The organism is Streptomyces sp. PCS3-D2 (genome assembly GCF_000612545.2).
Taxonomy (GTDB): domain Bacteria; phylum Actinomycetota; class Actinomycetes; order Streptomycetales; family Streptomycetaceae; genus Streptomyces.
In genome coordinates, this window is sequence record NZ_CP097800.1 from 1,113,600 (window position 1) to 1,134,127 (window position 20,528).

Genomic DNA, 20,528 nt, shown 5'->3' on the forward strand with positions numbered 1-20,528 from the left:
CGCGGGGCGCCAACACCGCCGCCCCGCGGCACGGAGCGGCGGGGCGGCGGTGTCGACGGGGCCGGGCGGGATCAGACCGCCGGGGCCGGGTAGGTCGGGTACTCCACGCCGGAGACGTGCTGGACCACGCGGATGACCTGGCACGAGTAGCCGAACTCGTTGTCGTACCAGAGGTAGAGGATCGCGTTGTCGCCGTCGACCTTGGTGGCGCCGGCGTCGACGATGGACGCGTGGCGCGAGCCGACGAAGTCCATGGAGACGGCGTCGGGGGCCGTGGTGAAGTCGATCTGACGCTTCAGCGGCGAGTTCAGCGAGACGTCGCGCAGGTGGTCGAGGACCTCCTCGCGGGTGGTCTCGCGGCCCAGGCGCAGGCTGAGGATGGCGATCGAGACGTCCGGGACGGGGACGCGGATCGAGCTGCCGGTGATGGGGGCCTTGAGGTCCGGCAGTGCCTTCGCGACGGCGGAGGCGGCGCCGGTCTCGGTGATGACCATGTTCAGCGGCGCGCTGCGGCCGCGGCGGTCGGCCTTGTGGTAGTTGTCCAGCAGGTTCTGGTCGTTCGTGAACGAGTGGACGGTCTCGACGTGGCCGCGCAGCACGCCGTACTCGTCGTCCATGGCCTTCAGCGGCGGGACGATCGCGTTGGTGGTGCAGGACGCGCAGGACAGGATCCGCTCGTCCGGCTTGACGGTGTCGTGGTTGACGCCGTGCACGATGTTCGGGACGTCGCCCTTGCCGGGGGCCGTCAGGACGACCTTGTCGATGCCGGGGCGCAGGTGCTTGGACAGGCCCTCGCGGTCGCGCCACTTGCCCGTGTTGTCGATGAGGATGGCGTCCTTGATGCCGTACGCCGTGTAGTCGACCTCGGAGGGGTCGTTGGCGTAGATCACCTTGATCGCGTTGCCGTTGGCGACGATGGTGCTGTTGGCCTCGTCCACGGTGATCGTGCCCTGGAACTGGCCGTGGATCGAGTCGCGGCGCAGCAGCGAGGCGCGCTTGACCAGGTCCTGGTCGCCGCCGCCGCGGACGACGATGGCCCGCAGGCGCAGGCCCTTGCCGGAGCCGGCCTTCTCGATGAGCAGACGGGCGACCAGGCGGCCGATGCGGCCGAAGCCGTACAGGACGACGTCGCGGCCCCCGCTGCGCTCCAGCTTGTTCTCGCCCGTGGCTCCGGCGACGGCCTGGGCGGTGAACTCCTCGACCGACAGGCCGTGGTCGTCGGCCTTGTAGGTGGCGGCGAGCATGCCGAGGTCGATCTGGGAGGGACCGAGGTCCAGCGCGGTGAGCGCCCGCAGGAACGGCATGGTCTCGGTGACCGACAGCTCCTCGCCGTCGATCTGCCGGGCGAAGCGGTGGGTCTTGAGGATGCTGACCACCGATTTGTTCACCAGGGAGCGGCTGTGGAGCAGGATGTTGACGTCCCGCTCCCGGTGCAGCTTCCCGATGATCGGGATCATCGCCTCCGCGATCTCCTCGCGGTGGTTCCAGTTGGTGAACGAGTCCTCGTTGACAGTCACAGGCTTTATCTTTCGAGCTAGGCGGCGCTCATATGCTAACCCCACGACTCATGGGCCGCTTGAGGGGTACCCGCGCGAGGGGACAATGCCCCGGTTCAGTCGGTTTCCGCCGGCTGTGCGACCCCGTTCAGAACCGCCCGCGCATCCTCAGCCCGGGATTGCCGCGTTCGCCGCGCACCAGGAGCCACCGCACGCGGGTCACCGGGACGGCCCCTCGTCCTCGTCGACACGGTCGACGAGGATCATCGCGACGTCGTCCTCCAGCCGGCCCTCGGTGTGCCGGACCAGCGCCTGGCACAGCCGGTCCAGGAACTCCCGGGGGCTGCGGTCGGGCATCGCCTCGACGGCCTCGGGGAGGGCGAAGAACGCGTTCTCCCGGTCGCGGGCCTCGTTGACGCCGTCGGTGTGCAGCAGCAGGCGGTCGCCGGGCAGGAAGGGGTAGCTTTCCCTGGTGCCGGGAGGGCCGGCGATGAACTCGCCGAGGCCCAGCGGCGGCAGCGGCGTTCCGGGCATGAGTGCCCTGACCCTTCCGTCGCGCAGCAGCAGCGGCGGCGGATGGCCGCGGTTGACCACCTCGACCACGTGCCCGTCCGGCACCTGGGCCACCACCGCGGTCACGAACCCCTCCACGAGCGCCTCCTCGTCGACCGCGCCCGGCACGGCGGCGTCCCGGCGCAAGGCCGCCTCGCAGTGCCTGACGACGTCGACCAGATCGTGCTCGTAGTGCACGGCCTCCCGGAAGGCGCCCAGCACGGCCGCGGCCGTGCGTACGGCGGGCAGGCCCTTCCCCCGGACGTCGCCCACGATCATCCGGATCCCGTACCGGGTCTCCATGGCCTCGTACAGGTCCCCGCCGATCTGCGCGCCCTTCTCGGCCGCCACGTACAGGCTGGCCGCGCGGAGCGGGCCCAGCCGCTCGGGGACGGGCCGCAGCAGGACCCTCTGGGCTGCCGAGGCGATCCGCCGGACCTGGCTCAGCTCGCTCGCGCTGCGCGCCCGGGCCATCCGGCTGGTGGTGGCGCTGGCCAGCGCCACCAGGAAGAGGGCGATGAAGTTGCTGTAGACCTGCTGACTGCCCCAGGCGTGGTTGTACGTGGCCGTGGCCACGCTCACGGCCACGGCCAGGCCGGCCGCGGCCAGGGTGCCCGCGGGGCCCATCGTCACCGCGGCCAGCGCGGGCGTGGCGACCAGGAAGGGGCCTGTGTAGAGGACGTGTGCGGGCGTGAACTCGATGGCCAGCACCAGGAGCGCGATCGCGAAGGGTACGCACTTCGCGACGACGAAGAGGACCTGGTGGTGGCCGCCGCCTCCCGGTCCCGGAGAAGGCCGGATGGGCACCCGCATGCTTACAGACTGCGCCGCCGGTGGTCCTCGCCGCCACTCGCCGCGGCCGGCACGCGCCGCCGGCACCGCCCCCGCCCCCGCCGGTCGCGCCGCCGTACGGCCGACCTTGCGGCGTCCCGGGCGTGGCCCGGCAGCCCCGCGGGGAAGTCCTTGCCTACGCGCACAGGAGCAGAGGGGCGCGAGCCGCTCCGCTCCGGCTTCGACCGGATCGGATCAGCCGAGGAGCGACGGGTGGGCAGCAAACGACAGGTGGGCAGCAGATGAGCAACGGTCCCTCGGACGAACCCGCCGCCCCGCCCGGCGCCCGCCCCGGCCGCGACGGGCCCACGGTGTCGCGCGCCGAGTTCGATGACCTGTTCGCCTCGGTCAGGACCTGGGGCACGTGGTCCGCGGCCGACCGCGGCGCGTGGAACCGGGTCACCGGGGACCACGTGCGGCGCGCCGCCGCCCTGGTACGGTCCGGCACGACGGTGCAGCTGGGCCTGCCGTGGGACACCCGCGCGGGGCCGGACAACAGCAGGCCGGCCCTGCACTACATGTCCGACCTCGGCGATGTGGAGGCTCCGGAGCCGGCCACGCACAAGGACTTCATCGCCGCCGACTACCACGGCAAGGCCGTGAGCCACCTGGACGCGCTGTCCCACGTCGCCTATCGGGGGCGGCTCTACGACGGCCGCCCGGCGCGGGAATCCGTGGACGCCGGGGGCGCCCGTTTCGGTTCGGTGGAGGCGCTCGGCCCGCTGGTCACCAAGGGTGTGCTCCTGGATCTGCCGGCCGTCCTGGGCGCCGCCTGGCTGGAGCCGGGCCACGCGGTCCGCGCGCGGGACCTCGTCACCGCGGAGCGGGCGCTCGGGGTGACGATCGACGAGGGCTGCGCGGTACTGCTGCGTTCCGGCCGCTTCCGCAGGCGCCGCGAGCGGGGCCCCTGGGACACCGGCACCGCGAGCGCGGGCTTCCACGTGGACGCCGTGCCGTTGCTGGCCGGGCGCGCGATCGCCCTGCTCGGCGCCGACGGAGACAGCGACGTGCGCCCCTCACCGGTGGAGGGCGTGCACTCCCCCGTCCACGCGCTGGCCGTCGCGGCCATGGGGGTGCCGCTCCTGGACAACCTGGACCTGGAGGCCCTGTCCGCCGCCTGCGCCGAGGCGGGCAGGCATGAGTTCATGATCGTCGTGTCGCCCCTGCGGGTGCCGGGCGGGACGGGCTCGCCGGTCAACCCGGTGGCGGTCCTGTGAGGTGGCGGGCCCATGGGGTAGCGGGCCCGCGGGGTAGCGGGCCCGCGGGGAAGGGCCGCGCTGCAAGAGCGGATCCTCGCCGCCCCATTGATTTAAAAGCGGAGGAATATACTCGAAAAGCATTCGCCCCGTGCGAACGTCCCGGCGCGGTAGGCGGCTCGGCAAGGGGAAGTGGTGCAGATGGGAGTCACGGGAGGCCGGATCAGCCCCGTACGCCCCCGTGAGCGGTTTCTGCTGGGCGAGTCCGTCGAGGGCAGCGTCCGCGGCCCCATCCTGAACTCGTGGCGGCGCAGCCGGATGCTGGGGCTCTCGCCCGAGCAGGCGGACCTCCCGTACACCGATGACTTCGACCCCGACAGCCGGCTCGTACGGGCCGCCGTGCCGGTCCTCGACCAGCTTCAGACCAGGTTCTCGGGCAGCCAGATGAACATCTCGCTCGCCGACGGGAACGGGACGGTGCTGCAGCGCCGGTTCGGGGAGCCCGCCCTCGCCGGCCGGCTGCCGCCGATCCAGAGCGTCCCCGGCTTCGTCTTAGCCGAGCGTTACGCGGGCACCAACGGCATCGGCCTCGCGCTCGCCGAGCGGCGACTCTGCCAGGTCTACGGCGCCGAGCACTTCGCCGAGCGGTCTCAGTCGAACGCCTGCTCGGCGACTCCGATCCGCGACCAGTTCAGCGGCCACGTCGTCGGCGTCCTCTGCTTCGGATACCCGCGCAGCTACGAGGACCCGGCCCTGGCCGTCCTGGTCCGCCGGGCGGCGGAGTCCATCGAGCACCGCCTCGTGGAGCAGGGTTCGGAGCGCGAGCGCGCCCTGCTGCGGACCTATCTCGGGGCCAGGCTGCGCACCGGCGGCGAGGAACCCGGCGCCGACGACGGGCGGCTGATCGGACTGGAGGAGTTCACCGGCGGCGGGCTCGACCGGCAGGACCAGATGGTCCTCAAGGAGAAGGCGACGGATCTCATCTGCACCCCCCAGAGGGCCGCGGTCGAGGTCTCCCTGTCCCACGGACGGGCCGTCACCCTCTTGAGCAGCCCGGTCACCAGCGCCTCCGGCGTGGAGGGCGTGGTCGTCGAGGCCGTGCTCACCGGGGACTCCCCACCGGCACACCACCTCGCCGCCTCGAAGCCCACCGCTTCCGCTCTCGGGACCCTGGCCCTCGCCGCGACGGAACGCGCCGAATCGCTGTCCTGGCACCTCGCCGGCCCGGCCGACGCCGGGTCCGCGGACTCCGGGAGCGCCGGCCCGGCCGGCCCGGCCGGGCCGCACGACGCGTCCCACCCGCACGACGCGTCCCACCCGCCCGGCGCGGTCCGGGGCCTGGTGCTGGTGGGCGAGCCCGAGGTGGGCAAGTACGCCGTCGCCGCGCGCCGCCGACTGGAGCTGCTGGCCGAGGCCAGCAGCCGGATCGGCAGCACCCTGGACGTGAGCCGCACCGCCTGGGAACTGGCCGAGACCGCCGTGCCGCGCCTGGCCGACTACGTCACGGTCGACCTGCCCGGAGCCGTCCTGCGCGGTGAGGAGTCCGCCGACCCGGGGGCCGACCTGCGCCGCACGGTGGTCCACGGCATCCGCGACGACTGCCCCTTCCATCCCGTCGGCCACCAGGTGCGGCTGGACCCCGGCACCCCGCACATGCGCTGCCTCGAGGGCGAGCCGGCCGTTCTGGAGACGGGCCTCCAGGCCACCACCCCGGGCTGGATGATCCCCGGCCTCGACCATGCCCGGGGAATCCTGGCGCACCACATCCACTCCATGATCTGCGTCCCCCTGCTCGCCCGCGGCGTGCTCCTCGGGATCGCCACCTTCTACCGCTCCCAGGACCCGGCCCCCTTCGGGGACGACGACACCCGGCTGGCCCGGGAACTCGCGGCCCGCGCCGCCCTCTGCATCGACAACGCCCGCCGCTACACGCGCGAGCACACCCTGGCCCTGGCCCTGCAGCGCAGCCTGCTCCCGCGCGCCCTCCCCGAACAGGGTGCCGTGGAGGTCGCCCACCACTACCAGCCCGCCGAGTCCGGGGTGGGCGGCGACTGGTTCGACGTCATCCCCCTCTCCGGCACCCGGGTCGCCCTGCTCGTGGGGGACGTCGTCGGGCACGGGGTGCACGCCGCCGCGACGATGGGCCGACTGCGCATCGCCGCACGCAACTTCGCCGAGCTGGAACTGGCCCCGGACGAGCTGCTCACCCATCTGGACAACCTGCTGGTGCGGCTGGACCGGGAGGAGGACGATGCGAGCGCCACCGGCAGCACCGGCATCGTCGGGGCCACCTGCCTCTACGCCGTCTACGACCCCACGTCGCGGGTGTGCACGATGGCCCGGGCGGGCCACCCCCCGCCCGCACTGGTCCACCCCGACGGCGCCGTGGCCTTTCCCGAGCTGCCCGCCGGACCGCCCCTGGGCCTGGGCGGCCTGCCCTTCGAGACCGCCGAGTTCCGGCTCCCCGAACACAGCACGCTGGTCCTCTACACCGACGGGCTCGTGGACGGCCGCCACCGCGACGTCGACGTGGCGCTCGACCGGCTGCGCCACGCGCTGTCCCACCCGGACCGGAACCCGCAGGACACCTGCCGGGCCGTCATCGAGGCCGTGGCCCCCGACCATCCGGATGACGACATCGCGCTGCTCGTCGCCCGCACCCGTACCGTGCCCGCCGACCGGATCGCCACGTGGGACATGTCCCCGGACCCGTCCCTCGTCTCCGGCATCCGGGGCGCCGCGACACGGCAGCTCGCCGCGTGGGGGCTGGACGAACTCGGTTTCGCCGCCGAGCTGGTGCTCAGCGAGCTGGTCACGAACGCGGTCCGGTACGGCAGCGAGCCCATCCGGGTGCGGCTGATCCACGACCGGGCCCTGATCTGCGAGGTCTCCGACGGCAGCAACACCGCCCCGCACCTTCGGCGGGCCGCCGGCACGGACGAGGGCGGACGCGGCCTGTTCCTCGTCGCACAGCTCTCGCAGGCCTGGGGCACCCGGTACACCCCCCACGGCAAGGTCATCTGGGCCGAGTGCGCCCTGGACGCGGCATGACCGGGAATATCGGACATGAGCGAAATAGCCACGTAGCATCCTGACTGTTCCGCATCACAGCAAGACCTCCCCAGGCGGCCCCGGAGAAGTCCGTGCATGACACTCCCGTCACCTCGATGAGCCCGCCCTCGCGGCCCGGCGGCGAACCCCTTGTCCGGGTGCGCGGTCTCTCGAAGCGGTTCGGCGGCACCCTCGCCCTGGACTCGGTCGACCTCGACCTCCACAGCGGCAGCGTCCTCGCCCTGCTCGGGCCCAACGGGGCCGGAAAGTCCACCCTCATCAAGGTGCTCGCCGGGGTCCACCACGCGGACGCGGGCGAGGTGACGGTGGCCGGACACCCAGTCCCCTCCGAGGCCGCCCTGCGCCACATGTCCTTCATCCACCAGGACCTGGGTCTCGTGGAGTGGATGACCGTCGCCGAGAACGTCGCCCTGGGCACCGGCTACCCCCTGCGCCACGGGCTGATCTCATGGCGGCGGGCGCGGGAGCGCTGCGACGAGGCCCTGGGGATCGTGGCCGGCCACCTGAACGCCGAGGCCCCGATCGCCGACCTCGCCCCGGCCGAGCGCTCCCTCGTGGCCATCGCCCGTGCGCTGGCCGGACGGGCCCGGCTGGTCGTCCTCGACGAGCCGACCGCCACCCTCCCCACGGCCGACTGCGCCCGACTCTTCGGCGTCCTGCACACCCTGCGCGACCGCGGGCACGGCGTCCTGTACGTCAGCCACCGGCTCGACGAGGTGTACGAGGTCGCCGACACCTTCGCCGTCCTGCGCGACGGCCGCCTCGTCAGCCACGGGCCGCTCGCCCCGTACTCCCCGGCGCGCCTGGTACGCGACATCGTGGGCCCCGAGCCGGCCCGCCGCGCACCCCTGGCCGCGGCGGGCGCCGCACCGGCACGCGCGGCCCCCGCCGCCGACCCACGCCCGGCCGTCCTGCGCCTCGACCGCGTCTCCACCGCCCGTACCGGGCCCGTCACCCTCGACCTGCGGGAAGGGGAGATCCTGGGCATGGTGGGCCTGACCGGTGCCGGCCACATGCACCTGGGCCGCGCCCTCGCCGGCGTGCTTCCGCTCCTCGGCGGCCGGGCGCTGCTCGACGGCCGCCCGTACCGGCCGCACACGGTCGCCGCGGCCCTCCGCTCCGGTGTCGGCTTCGTGGCGGGAAACCGTCAGGAGGAAGGCTGCGCAGCCGAGCTGAGCGTCCGGGAGAACTTCCTGGCCAACCCGCGGGCCGCCGGTGTGCCGTGGTGGCGCTGGACCGGCCCGCGACGCGAGCGAGCGGAGGCCCGTGCCCTCATCGAACGGTTCTCGGTGCGCCCCCGCGACAGCGAGGTGCCCCTCGCCACCCTGTCCGGCGGCAACCAGCAGAAGGTGGTGGTCGGCCGCTGGCTGCGGGGGAGCCTTCGCCTGCTGATCCTGGAGGAGCCGACCGCCAGCGTGGACGTCGGGGCGAAAGCGGCGATCCACCGAATTCTCGGCGAGGCCGCCGCGGCCGGCCTCGCGGTCCTGCTCGTCTCCACCGACGCCGAGGAGGTCGCCGACCTCTGCCACCGCGCGCTGGTCTTCGGCCGCGGCCGGGTGGTGGCCGAGCTGGCGGGCGGCACCCTGAACGTCACCGAACTCACGCGCACCGCCTCCGACCTGCCCGCGGTCACCGGAAACGGCACGGACCGGTGAGCCTCCGTCGCGCCCACTTCATCGGCACCTACGGACTGCTGACCCTGACGGTCCTGCTCTTCCTGGTCTTCTCCCTCGTCCTGCCGGCCACCTTCCCGACACGGGACAACGTCTCCTCGATCCTGTCCAACCAGTCGATCCCCGCCATCCTCGCGCTCGGAGTGACGGTCCCGATCGCGGCCGGCCGGTTCGACCTGTCCATCGGCTACGGCCTGGGGCTGGCGCACGTCATGGTGTTGCACCTGATCGTCGACGAACACTGGCCCTGGCAGCTCGCCTGCCTCACGGTCGTCGTGGGCGGGGCGCTGGCCGGCGTCGTGAACGGGATCATCGTCGAGTTCGCGCGCATCGACTCCCTCATCGCCACCCTGGGCACCGGGAGCATCATGTACGCGGCCACCGGCTGGATCACCGGCGGGAGCCGCATCGTGCCGGGCCCCGAAGGCCTCCCGGCCGCCTTCACCGCCCTGTACGACTCCACGTTCCTCGGGCTGCCGCTCCCCGCCTTCTACGTGCTCGCGCTCGTCGCCGTCCTCTGGGTGCTGCTGGAACGGCTCCCGCTCGGCCGGTACCTGTACGTCATCGGCTCCAACCCCAGGGCAGCCGCGATCCTCGGCATCCCCACGCACCGCTACTCCGTCGTCGCCTTCGCCACCTCCGGCCTGATCACCGGTTTCGCCGGGGTCCTCCTCGCGGCCCAGCAGCAGATCGGCAACCCGAGCGTCGGCCTGGACTACCTGCTGCCCGCCTTCGTCGGCGCCCTGCTCGGCTCTACCGCGATCACACCGGGCCGCGCCAACGCCCTGGGGACGCTCGTCGCCGTGACCGTCCTCGCCGTGGGACTCGCCGGGATCGGCCAGCTCGGCGCGCAGTTCTGGGCGACCCCGCTGTTCAACGGCGCCACCCTGCTCATCGCGGTCGGCCTGGCCGGCTATTCCGCCCGCCGCCGGCTGCGCAGCGGCGCCACCACGACCGGCGGGGCCGCGCGGGCCCGGCACGGCCGGCAGGACACCCCCTGAGACCACCTCGCAGCGCACCGAGCATCAGGAGCACCGTGTACCCCAACCACCGCATGGCCCTTCTCGCCGCCGCAGCCCTGGTCACCGCGGCCGTCGCCGGATGCGGCGGCGGCCGGCCCGGCACCACCGGCCCCTCGGCCGCGGGCTGCCCGGCCGTCGCCCAGCAGGCTCGGACCGGTGTCCGCGAGGCCGAGAGGACCGACAGCGCGTGGACCGGCCCCACGTCCGGCCCTGCCGCGGTCCCCGGCAAGAGCATCGTCTACGTGGCGCAGACCATGACCAATCCGGGCGTCGCGGGCGTCGCGCGGGGCCTCCAGGAGGCCGCCGGGGCCATCGGCTGGCAGGTCCGGGTGATCGACGGGCAGGGCAGCCCGGCCGGCATCCAGGCGGCGCTGAGCCAGGCCGTCACCCTCAAGCCGTCGGGCATCGTCATCGGCGGGTTCGACCCCCGTCCGACCTCCCGTCAGGTGGCGCGCGCCGAGGCAGCGGGCATCCCGCTCGTGGGCTGGCACGCAGTGGACTCTCCGGGCCCGAGCACGAACCCGCCACTGTTCACCAACATCACCACGGAGGTGCGGGACGTGGCGAGGATCAGTGCGGACTGGATCATCGCCCACTCCGACGGCAGGGCCGGCGCCGTCCTCTTCACCGACGACTCGATCCCGTTCGCCCGGACGAAGGCCGACCTGATCCGGCAGCGTCTGGCCGACTGCCCCGGCGTGGAACTCCTGGCGTACGAGAACATCCCGATCCCGGACGCGAGCCGGCGCACCCCGCAGGAGGTCTCCTCCCTCCTGTCCCGCTTCGGGAAGAAGTGGACCCACTCGGTCGCCATCAACGACCTCTACTTCGCCGACGCCGCCCCGGCCCTGCGGGCCGCCGGGAAGCCCGGCGGCGGTCCGCCCGCCAACATCGGCGCCGGCGACGGCGATCCGTCCGCCTTCCAGCGCATCAACGGCCGGCAGTACCAGGCCGCCACCGTTCCGGAGCCGCTGACGCAGCAGGGCTGGCAGATCGTCGACGAGTTCAACCGCGCCTTCGCGGGCCGGCCCGCCAGCGGCTACGTCGCCCCCGTCCACGTCGTCACGGCCGACAACAGCGGCGGCGCCACGTCCTGGGACCCCCGGGGCTACCGGGAGGCGTACGAGAAGATCTGGCGCGGGTAGTCCGCGGCCGCGCGGCCGTCGCGCCGCCCGCCCGCTCAGGCCGCGGGGCGGGCTCCGGCGCGTACCGGGGTCCGCCGCGGGGCGTCCGCGCGCTCCCGGCCGAAGGCGAGGTCGGCCATCCGGCGCTCCGGTCCTCGGCGCCGCAGGACCTGGTAGGCGACGAAGGCCGCCGGGCCGAAGAACACCTGGGCGGGGACGATGCCGGGGTCGTCGCCGGTGGCCGCCGCGATCAGGTGCAGGGCGGCCACCGGCGCCACCGCGCCGAAGAGCACCACGAGTGCGGCCCCGGCCCGCAGCCCCCGCTTCCCGTACGCCTTGTAGGCGGTGGTGGTGAACAGGGCGTAGGCCAGCAGGTCGCCCATGCCGATGACGGCACCGAAGTCCTCACCGATGCGCAGGCCCGCGGCCGGCGCGTACGGGTAGCCCTGGACGGCATCGGCGAGCTCCTGGGTCAGCGGGACGACCCAGGCGAAGAAGGCGTCGTAGGCAGCGAGGGCGAGCAGGAACCACGCCACGTTCTTCAACCGCATGCCGCCCTGGACGTTGATGTTCGTGGCGGAGACGACGACCAGGCCGACGACGGCGCTGTTGGCCACCCAGTACGGCGGCGCGGTCTCGCCGAAGGACAGGTGGGCGACGAGCACGCTCGCGATCAGCAGGACGATCAGCGCCCAGCGCAGCCGGCCGTTGCCGATGATCGGCTGGTAGCCGACGGACAGTCCGCCGGCGAAGACCAGGGCGAGCACGCAGGGCAGGACGCCGCCCGGCAGCGCGAGGTAGACGTAGGGCAGCGCGAGGACGAAGCCCATCATCATGAAGATGTCCCGGCCGTTGAAGACGCCGACGGGCGGCCTCGCGGTGCGGACGGAGCGGAAGTACGCGATGGCGCCGGTGACGACCGCGAGGGCGAGGGCCGCGGTGACCGCGAGCTGGAAGAAGACCGTCATGCGTGGCTCCGGGTGAAGGTGTGCTCCGCCAGGTCGCAGCGGAGGGGGAAGCGGCGTGCGGCCTCCTCGTCGTCCAGCGGCAGGACGGTGACGCGTGCCTCGATGCCGCGGGCCAGCAGCCGCCCGGCCACCTCGCCCTTCGTCGCGGTCCGCGAGGCGACCTCCACGTGGAGGCGGCCGTCGGCCCCGACCTCGGCCCGGTGGCGCAGCGGCCACGGCATGCCCGGGGTGCCGTCCAGGGCCTCCACCACGTCGCGCGGCGTGACGACCGCCTCGGCGGTGCGCAGCAGGGTGCCCGCCTTGCCGAGGATCTGCGAGACGGCGGGCACGGCGGCCAGTTCGCAGTCCGGTTCGCCCTCCAGGGTGCGCACCACGTCACCGGTGTTGTACCGCAGCACGGGCATGCACTCCCGGTAGGGGTAGTACGGCGTGACGGTCAGTTCGCCGAGCTGTCCCGGGCCGACGGGCTCGCCCGTGTCCAGGCCGAGTACCTCGGTGTAGCCCATGTTGGGGTCGATGTGGAGGTGGCGCCGGCTGCAGGTGCGGCCGCCGACCGGCAGGAGTTCGGTCATGCCGAAGTTGTCGCCGATGGTCTCGGCGCCGAAGGTCTCGCGCAGGGCGTTCACGAAGGCGGGCGAGACGATCTCGCCGCCCGCGTAGATCGCCCGCAGACCGAAGTCGTCCGGCCCGTATCCGCGTCGGCGGGCCGCTGTGAGCATCCGGGCCAGGTAGCTGGGGTTGCCGGTGAGCAGGGTGGGGCGGGGGCCGCTGCCGCCGAGCAGGTGCTCGACGGACTCCTCGGGCGGTACCTGGCCGACCACGTGGCAGGAGGCTCCGACGAGCCGGCAGACCTCGACGTCCTCCTGTACGGCCGCCGTCGCCCGGGAGCTGAGGTTGATCTGCATCCGGTCGCCGGGGCGAATGTCGCCGCGCAGCACCACGGACAGGGCGATCAGCGCGGGCCATAGCTCCATCTCGTAGCGGGAGAGCCATATCTGCACGGGACGGCCGGTGGTGCCGGTCGTCTGGGTGGCCAGGTAGGGCGCGCTGCACAGGAAGTCCGCCGGGCGCTCGATCAGGTCGGCCTTGCGGGTCACCGGGATCCGGGTGAGCGTCTCGGTGGTCAGTGCGCCGAGGTCGATGCCGGCGAGCCGCTCCCGGTAGAAGGGCGAGCGCTCGGCCAGTCGGCGCACGGTCCGCTGGAGCGCGCGGTTCTGCAGGTCGCGCCGCTCGTCCGGGTCGGCGAACGGGCCGTCCGCCAGTTCGTCGACGTCGTCGCCGAGGGAACCGAACTCCTCCAGCGTGGCGAGGGCGTCGGCGACCAGACGCTCCACGGCCCGTACGTTCAGCTTCCGGCCGAACACCATGGCCATCGCGACCCGGACCTGCCGGACACCGGTCTCCAGCACTCGTGCCTCCTCTCAGGCGTGAAGAAGAGGGGTGGGGGCGGCGCGCCGCCCCCACCCCCCGCATCTGCGTCAGCTGGAAGAGCAAGAACCGAAGAAGACGGCCGTCATGGCACCCATGACGTACTTGAACTGCTTGGCGCTGGTCTTGATCGCGCTCATCGGATCCTCCTTTTGTCGCTCCTGGTGGACGCGCTTCCCGGGCCCCTTGAGGGGTCGTTCCGCCCGTCCCTGGGTGACAACACCCTGGCGCGATCGCGGTGTTGCGGGCAATGATCGGGTCCGTTCAACGGACCGGCGAAAGCGGAGGGCGGTACCACCGTTCCTGCTGATGAGCCGGGACGAACGGGGAGTTACGGACACCATCCGACCGATGTCGTCCGTACGAAAGGGGGTTCCGCTCATGGCCAGATCCGGCACTGAGGGGCGGGGTGTACTGGAGGGCGCGTTCGCGCTCATGGAAGTGCTCGCGCACGGCGACGAGGTAGGTCTGACCAAACTGGCGGCGGACGCCGAACTGCCGAAGGCCACGGCGCACCGGCTGCTCGGGCAGTTGGTCGCGCTCGGCGCGGTGCAGAGCGTCTCGGGCCGCTATCGGCTGGGGCCGAGGACGTTCCGGCTGGGGCAGGCGTGGCATCCGGCGCGGGCACTGCGGGCTGCGTCGGCGCGGCCCCTGCGTGAACTCGCCGCGGTCGGCGGTGGCAGGCTCGGGGTCAGCCTGTCGGTCCCCGAGGCGGGCAACGCCCTCGTGGTCGGGAGCACGCGCAGCGAGGTGGACGAGGCGTTCGCGCTGCATCCCGGCGCGGTTCTGCCGCCGGGGAGCGCGGCCGAGCTGGTCCTGACGGCGTCGGCCCGGGAGGCGGGCCCGCCGCCGGGGTGGTCGCGGGCCGCGTGGTCACGGGAGGCGGTACGGGTCAGGGAACAGGGCATGGCCTTCCAGTACGGGCAGTGCGTGAGCGCGCTGTCGTGCGTGGCGGCTCCGGTGTTCTCCGACACCGGGCACGTGGTGGCCGCCGTGGCGGCGTCGGCACTGGACGGCAAACAGATCGCGCTTCTGGGCGAGGCCGTGGTCCGTGCGGCGGCGAGGGTGAGCACGAACCTGTCCCGGCTGCGGGCGCCCGCGGCGCGGCCGCGCCGCGAGGGGGAGTCCGCGCAGGGTCCGGCCGGCCGGGCCTCCCGGCACGCCGTGATGGCGCAACGGCACTAGGTACAGGGCCCGTCCGGCGGAGGGGCGGGGCGGCGCCGGCGCGTCCGGCACGCCCCTCCGCCCGCGTCTGCCGGCCCGGCGCGGGTCGAGGCGCACCGGGACCGGGGTGACCGGCCGTTCGTGCGACATGGGTACCATCCGTCGAATTCCCATGCGAAGAACGGGCCGTGGTCGGATGTCCGGGCGCGCCCGTCACCCCGCCCCCACCGCACCGCACCGCACCACGAGCACCTTCGAGAGGCAGTCCGAACATGCCCCTGGCGATCCCGCCCTTCAGCGTGCTGTCCGACGCGTTCGACGCCGCACCCGAACGCTTCTTCGCGCACCTCAGGGAGCGGGTCCCGGTGCACTACGAGCCGACGATCGACGGCTACTTCCTCTCCCGTCACCAGGACGTGAAGCGGGTGCTGACCGACCAGGAGGCGTTCACCACCGAGATGCTCCAGGTACGCGCCGAGCCCGTGATGCGCGGGCGGGTCCTCGCCCAGATGACCGGCGCGGAGCACACGGCGAAGCGGAAGATCGTCGTGCGCGCGTTCACCGGCTCCGCCCTCCAGGACCAGATACGCGCCATCCGCGCCAACGCCGCCGAACTCATCGCCCCGTTCCTCCCGCAGGGCCGGATCGACCTGGTCGGCGACTTCGGCAAGCCCTTCGCCGTGCACGTCGCCCTGGACGTCCTCGGCCTGGACAGGGCCGACTGGCAGCAGGTGGCCCGCTGGCACAGCGGGGTCGCCGAGTTCGTCACCGGCCTGGCCCTGACCCCGGAGCGCCGACGGCACTGCCTGGACTGCGCGGAGCGACTGGAGGCCCACCTCGCCCCGGTCATCCGGCAGCGGCGCCGCCGGCCCGGCCGGGACCTGATATCGAAGCTGTGCACCGCGGAGTTCGACGGCATCACCATGAGCGATCGCGACGTCACCGCGCTGATCATCAACGTGCTGGTCGCAGCCGCGGAACCCGCGGACAAGACCATCGCCCTGCTCTTCAAGCACCTGATCGACCACCCCGAGCAGATGGCGCAGGTCCGCCGGGACCCGGAACTGCTCGCCGCGGCGATCGCGGAGACCCTGCGCCTGACCCCGCCCGTCCAGCTCATCCCCCGACAGACGGCGCAGGACGCCGTGTTCGCGGGGACCACCGTCCCGGCGGGCGCCACCGTCTTCTGCATGATCGGCGCGGCCAACCGCGATCCGGACGCGTTCGCCGACCCGGACTCCTTCGACATCCACCGCGCGGACCTGGGTACGGCCCGGTCGTTCACCGCGGCCGCCCAGCACCTGGCGTTCGGGAACGGGCTCCACCAGTGCGTCGGCGCGGCCTTCGCGCGTGCCGAGATCGAGACCGTCGCCGCGATGCTCCTGCCCCTGCTGGACGAGGTCCGCTACAGCCCCGGGTTCCGCTACCGGGAGACGGGCCTGTACACCCGGGGACCGGCCTCCCTGTCGCTGGACTTCACTCCCGTGCGGGGAAGTGGAACCCGCCGCGACTGACGGCCGTCTAGTGCGGTGACCGGCAGGGTTCGCCGGGGCGCCGCGACCCGGTGGACCGCCGCGGCCGTGGCACCGGCCGGGCGGTTCCGGCCGGGACCGGCAGCCACCGTACTCCCGGCCCCGAAAGCCCGTTGCCCCATCCCCCAAGCGGAGACGACGATGAGACCGACCGACATCACCAGAGCCCTCAACGACCTGCTGTTCACGCCGGGTCTCGACCTCGACGAAGCCGTCGACCGGCACTTCACCCCCGACTACCGCCAGCGCACCGACGGCGTGTGGAGCGACCGCGCCTCCTTCGTCCAGCACATCGCGCGCCTGCGCACCCTGGTGCTCAGCGGTGGGATCGAGGTCCACGACGAACTCCGCGACGGCCCCCGTTATGCCGACCGCCACACCGTCACCCTGACCCAGCACAACGGACGCACCTCCCGCACCGAGGTCTACCTCTTCGCCCGCTTGGCCCCCGACGGCCGGTTCCAGTGCGTCGAGGAGACCACCCTCCTGGTGACCGGGCACCCCGACGACGGCAACCTCGGCAGCGTCAAGTGAGCTGAACGGGAGCTCCGTCAGGGGCTCCGACGGGGGAAACCGGAACGGAAGAGAGCGCTCTCCCTGGTGTGGGCACGCAGAGCGCCGGTGTGGAGCAAGGAGAGGGAAACGACCATGGTGTCCGTAGGGGAAAGACTCAGCCGGGCCCGAGTGCGGGCCTTCATCGGCCGGGACGAGGAACTCGACCTCTTCGGCCGGGCGTTGGCCGGTGATGCGCAGGCCCCGTTCGCGTTCTACGTGTGCGGGCCGGGCGGCATCGGGAAGTCCACGCTGCTCAGGCGGCTGGCCGACCACGCGCGCGCGGCGGGCCGGCTGCTCGTCGAACTCGACGGACGCTTCGTCAGCCGGGACCCGGGCGACTTCGAGCACGCCGCCGGGCCGTTCCTCGACGTACCGGGCACGGTCCTGTTCGTGGACTCCTTCGACCACTGCCAGTGGCTGGAGAGCTGGCTGTGGCACCACTTCCTGCCCCGCGCCGCGGACGACACCCTGGTCGTCCTCGCCGGACGGCGCGCTCCGCAGCCCCAGTGGACGGCCGACCCGGCCTGGTCCCGGCTCCTGCACGTGACCGAACTGGAGCCGTTCACCGAGGAGCAGGCCGGCAGCCTGCTGGTCGCGGCACGGATCCGGCCGGAACTGCACGACCGGGTGCTGCGCTTCGCCGGCGGCAACCCGCTCGCCCTGTCCCTCGCCGCCGCGGCGGGGTCGGCGGGCTGCGCCCGGGAGGAGATCTGGGCGCCGTCGGCGGACGTCCTGCGCACCCTGCTGGCGGGACTGATCGGCGAGGTCCCCACCGCCGCCCACCGCCGCGCCCTGGAGGTGGCGGCGCAGGCCCACTCGACGTCCGAGGAACTGTTGTCCTCCGTACTGCCCGACGAGGACGCCCACCTGCTGTTCTCCTGGCTCAGGGACCTGCCGTTCATGGAGTCCACGCACCGGGGACTCCACCCGCACGACGCCGCCCGCGAGACGCTCGCCGCCGACCTGCGCTGGCGCGCCCCCAACGCCTTCGAGGCGATTCGGGGGCGCCTGGCGGACGAATACCTGCGCCTGCTGCGGGAAGCGCCCGAGGAGCGGGTGTGGACCGTCACCGACGAGCTCTTCTACCTCTTCCGGGAGGGCGAGACCCTCTCCCGGCTGCGCACCTGGTCCCGCGACGAGGAGCTGCACGACCGTCCGCTGCACCCGGACGACGTGGACGTCGTCCTGCGGATGGCCGAGGAGACCGAGGGGCCTGCCTCGGCGGAACTGGTGCGCTACTGGGTGCGGCGCCAGCCGCAGGCCTTCAGCGTCTACCGCCTCGTGGACACGGGCCGGATCGTCGCCTTCACGGCCCGGCTGGCCCTGCCGGCCCCGCCAGACCCGGAGGACCTCGCCACCGACCCCGTGGTCGCGGCCGCGTGGCGCCACACCGACGCCACGGCACCGGTGAGCCCCGGCGAGCACATCGGGATCAGCCGCTTCTCGGTCTATCCCGAGCGCTACCAGGTACCGTCCCGCGTCATCGATCTGAGCAGCTCCCGGGCCCAGGCGGAGGCCGCCCGGGCCCGCGGCCGAGCCTTCGGCTTCGCCGTCTTCCAGGACGCCGAAACCTGGGCCGAACGGGTCGAGGGCACCCTGCGCGACACCGGGGAGCGCCCCCGGGTCGGCGAGCACACCTACGGGCTGTTCGGCGTCGACTGGCGCGAGGTCCCCGTGGAGACGTGGCTCCTGCGCTTCATATCGACCCCCCACGCACCGGCCCCGGCCGCGCCGTCGGCCGTCTCGCGCACCGCTTTCGACCAGGCCGTGCGCGAGGCGCTGGCGCACTGGCGCGACCCGAAGGCCTTCGCCGCCTGCGTCCTGATGCGCACGCGGCTCGCGGCCGACCTCGACGATCCCGTGGAGGAGCTGCGCACGCTGCTGCGGCAGGCCGTCGACGACCTGGCCGGTGACCCGCGCGGGGTGCGCGCCCGCGAGGCCCTCACCGCCGGGTACCTCTCCGGTGTCCCGACCCAGGAGGGCGCGGCCCGCCGCCTGGGGCTGCCGTACGGCACCTACCGCCGCCATCTGCGCCAGGGCCTGGACCTGCTCTGCGAAGCCCTGTGGCAACGGGAGCTGCAGGGCCCGCGCTAGCGCTGTGCCCGGAAGGGTTCACCGCCTCACGGCCCCGGCACGGCACCTCGCCGCGTTGTCGGACCGCGCGAGGACGCCGAGGACGGGGTGGGATCCTCCGCCGTGCGCTGCGCCGCACCGGGGGCCGCGAGCCGGCACACCTTTGCGGCCACAGCACGGGGGAGGTCCGGCAGGACGGGGTGGACAGGTACGGACAGCAGTGGACACGCCTCGTCCCGGCCGGGGCTGGAGGGTGGACACCGGCCGACGCGAGGCTGTGTACCACGAACGCGGCACGCAGCCGGACGCGCCGGCCGACCGCCGGCCGCGGCCGGTCCCGCGCACCTCCTCACCCGCCCGGCGCAGCCGGGCCGGGACGACGGCTGCCGCCCCACTCGCCCCACTCGCCCCCAGGAAAGAGATCGCGTCATGACCACTGTGAACCCGCCTTATCTGACCGGCCACTTCACTCCTGTCGCGGAGGAGGTCACGGCCACCGGTCTCACGGTCGAGGGCACCCTGCCGCCGGAGTTGTCCGGGCGGCTGCTGCGCAACAGCCACAACCCCAAGCCCGGTGTCACCCCCACCCACTGGTTCAAGGGCAGCGGCATGGTCCACGGCATCCGCCTGCGGGACGGCCGCGCCGAGTGGTACCGCAACCGTTGGGTCCACACCCCCGCCCTCGACGGCGCCCCCTACATGACCGAGAAGGGCCCCGACCTCACCGCCAGCGCCGCCGGCACCCACATCATCGAGCACGCCGGCCGGCTCCTCGCCCTGTGCGAGGCCAATCTCCCCTTCGAACTCGACGGGGAACTCGGCACCATCGGCGCCTACGACTTCGACGGCAAGCTCCGCACCGCCATGACCGCCCACCCCAAGGAGGACCCGGTCACCGGGGAACTCCACTTCTTCGCCTCGTCCCCCTTCCCCCCGTACCTCACCTATCACGTCGCCGATGCCGAGGGCGCCCTCGTCCACACCGCCGAGGTACCCGGAGCCACCGCCTCCCTCAAGCACGACTTCGCCCTCACCCGGCGCCATGTCGTCTTCATCGAGGGCAACGTCACCTTCGACCCCGCCGAACACTCCGGCATCCCCTACGGCTGGAGCGACCGGCAGCCCTCCCGGATCGGCGTGATGCCCCGCGGCACCGACGGACACCGACACATCCGCTGGTACTCCATCGAGCCGGGCAACATGCTCCACGTCTCCAACGCCTACGAAGACGGCCAGGGCCGCATCGTCCTGGAGGGCCCCACCGTCGACCGCGAGGGCTTCCGCCTCTCCTGGAACTGGTGGACCGGTGCCCCCGGCCGCGGCAGCGAACCCGTCTCCCGCTCCTACACCCGCCGTTGGACCATCGACATGGCCGCCGGCACCGTCGACGAGCGCATCATCGACGACCTCCCCATCGAGTTCCCCACGCTCAACGAGGACTACCTGGGCGTCGAGAACCGCTACCAGTACGCCGTCGCCTTCCCCGACGAGAACGGCCTGGGCGGCTACGGGCTGGTCAAGTACGACCGCACCACCGGCGCCCGCCGCATTCACCAGGTCGGCGATGCCCGCCTCCCCGCCGAAGCGGTCTTCGTCCCCGCCGCGGGCGCCACCAACGAGGACGACGGCTACCTCCTCACCGTCGTCTCCGACATCAAGCAGGACGCCTCGCAGCTCCTGGTGCTCGATGCCACCGGCTTGGGCACCGTCGCGACCGTCCACCTCCCCCACCGCGTCACCGCGGGCCTCCACGGCTCCTGGATCCCCGACACCCCTCACCACGCGTCCTGACACCGCGCACGGCGCTCAGGGGCCGTGCCAGATCGCTCTGGAACGGCCCCT

14 protein-coding genes are annotated in these 20,528 nt (G+C 73.1%); 10 read left to right on the forward strand and 4 right to left on the reverse strand.

Annotation, left to right across the window (positions count from 1 at the left end):
* Positions 1-71: 71 nt before the first annotated feature.
* Positions 72-1,517, reverse strand: a complete 1,446-nt coding sequence (locus AW27_RS04625) for a glyceraldehyde-3-phosphate dehydrogenase (RefSeq protein WP_037916137.1) — start codon at positions 1,515-1,517, stop codon at positions 72-74.
* Positions 1,518-1,715: 198 nt separating this feature from the next.
* On the reverse strand, positions 1,716-2,861 hold the full coding sequence (locus tag AW27_RS04630) for a PP2C family protein-serine/threonine phosphatase (protein WP_037916134.1): 1,146 nt from the start codon (positions 2,859-2,861) through the stop codon (positions 1,716-1,718).
* A gap of 260 nt (positions 2,862-3,121) precedes the next feature.
* Between AW27_RS04630 and AW27_RS04635 the strand changes: the two genes are divergently transcribed.
* The 5 genes from AW27_RS04635 to AW27_RS04655 all read left to right on the forward strand — a co-directional run bounded on the left by AW27_RS04635 (position 3,122) and on the right by AW27_RS04655 (position 10,987).
* Positions 3,122-4,096: a cyclase family protein gene (locus tag AW27_RS04635; protein WP_037916130.1), complete on the forward strand. Its 975-nt coding sequence runs from the start codon at positions 3,122-3,124 to the stop codon at positions 4,094-4,096.
* Between the two features lie 180 nt (positions 4,097-4,276).
* The gene (locus AW27_RS04640; protein WP_037916127.1) at positions 4,277-7,126 is read left to right on the forward strand and encodes a SpoIIE family protein phosphatase; all 2,850 of its coding nucleotides are present in this window, start codon (positions 4,277-4,279) and stop codon (positions 7,124-7,126) included.
* A gap of 92 nt (positions 7,127-7,218) precedes the next feature.
* Positions 7,219-8,802 carry a sugar ABC transporter ATP-binding protein gene (locus AW27_RS04645; RefSeq protein WP_037916124.1) on the forward strand — a complete coding sequence of 528 codons (1,584 nt, stop codon included), beginning with the start codon at positions 7,219-7,221 and terminating at the stop codon, positions 8,800-8,802.
* A complete protein-coding gene (locus AW27_RS04650; RefSeq protein WP_052030043.1) occupies positions 8,799-9,821 on the forward strand; it encodes an ABC transporter permease in 1,023 nt (340 codons plus the stop codon). The genes AW27_RS04645 and AW27_RS04650 overlap by 4 nt, the downstream gene beginning before the upstream one ends.
* Positions 9,822-9,874: 53 nt before the next feature.
* Positions 9,875-10,987 carry a substrate-binding domain-containing protein gene (locus AW27_RS04655; RefSeq protein ID WP_037917991.1) on the forward strand — a complete coding sequence of 371 codons (1,113 nt, stop codon included), beginning with the start codon at positions 9,875-9,877 and terminating at the stop codon, positions 10,985-10,987.
* Between the two features lie 35 nt (positions 10,988-11,022).
* Here AW27_RS04655 and AW27_RS04660 read toward each other — a convergent pair whose 3' ends face one another.
* Positions 11,023-11,934, reverse strand: coding sequence for a hypothetical protein (locus tag AW27_RS04660; protein ID WP_037916121.1), 912 nt, complete (start codon positions 11,932-11,934; stop codon positions 11,023-11,025).
* A complete protein-coding gene (locus AW27_RS04665; RefSeq protein WP_037916118.1) occupies positions 11,931-13,343 on the reverse strand; it encodes a phenylacetate--CoA ligase family protein in 1,413 nt (470 codons plus the stop codon). The genes AW27_RS04660 and AW27_RS04665 overlap by 4 nt, the downstream gene beginning before the upstream one ends.
* A gap of 400 nt (positions 13,344-13,743) precedes the next feature.
* On the opposite strand from AW27_RS04665, the gene AW27_RS04670 reads away from it, so the two are divergent.
* From AW27_RS04670 to AW27_RS04690, 5 genes are all read left to right on the forward strand, one after another.
* The gene (locus tag AW27_RS04670; RefSeq protein ID WP_078555809.1) at positions 13,744-14,547 is read left to right on the forward strand and encodes a helix-turn-helix domain-containing protein; all 804 of its coding nucleotides are present in this window, start codon (positions 13,744-13,746) and stop codon (positions 14,545-14,547) included.
* A gap of 251 nt (positions 14,548-14,798) precedes the next feature.
* The gene (locus AW27_RS04675; RefSeq protein ID WP_037916115.1) at positions 14,799-16,040 is read left to right on the forward strand and encodes a cytochrome P450, cyclodipeptide synthase-associated; all 1,242 of its coding nucleotides are present in this window, start codon (positions 14,799-14,801) and stop codon (positions 16,038-16,040) included.
* Positions 16,041-16,199: 159 nt separating this feature from the next.
* A complete protein-coding gene (locus AW27_RS04680) occupies positions 16,200-16,592 on the forward strand; it encodes a nuclear transport factor 2 family protein (RefSeq protein ID WP_037916112.1) in 393 nt (130 codons plus the stop codon).
* Positions 16,593-16,706: 114 nt separating this feature from the next.
* Entirely contained in the window at positions 16,707-18,707 is a 2,001-nt protein-coding gene (locus AW27_RS04685) for a DnaA/Hda family protein (RefSeq protein WP_078555807.1), read from the forward strand.
* Positions 18,708-19,115: 408 nt separating this feature from the next.
* Entirely contained in the window at positions 19,116-20,477 is a 1,362-nt protein-coding gene (locus AW27_RS04690; RefSeq protein ID WP_037916109.1) for a carotenoid oxygenase family protein, read from the forward strand.
* Positions 20,478-20,528 lie beyond the last annotated feature (51 nt).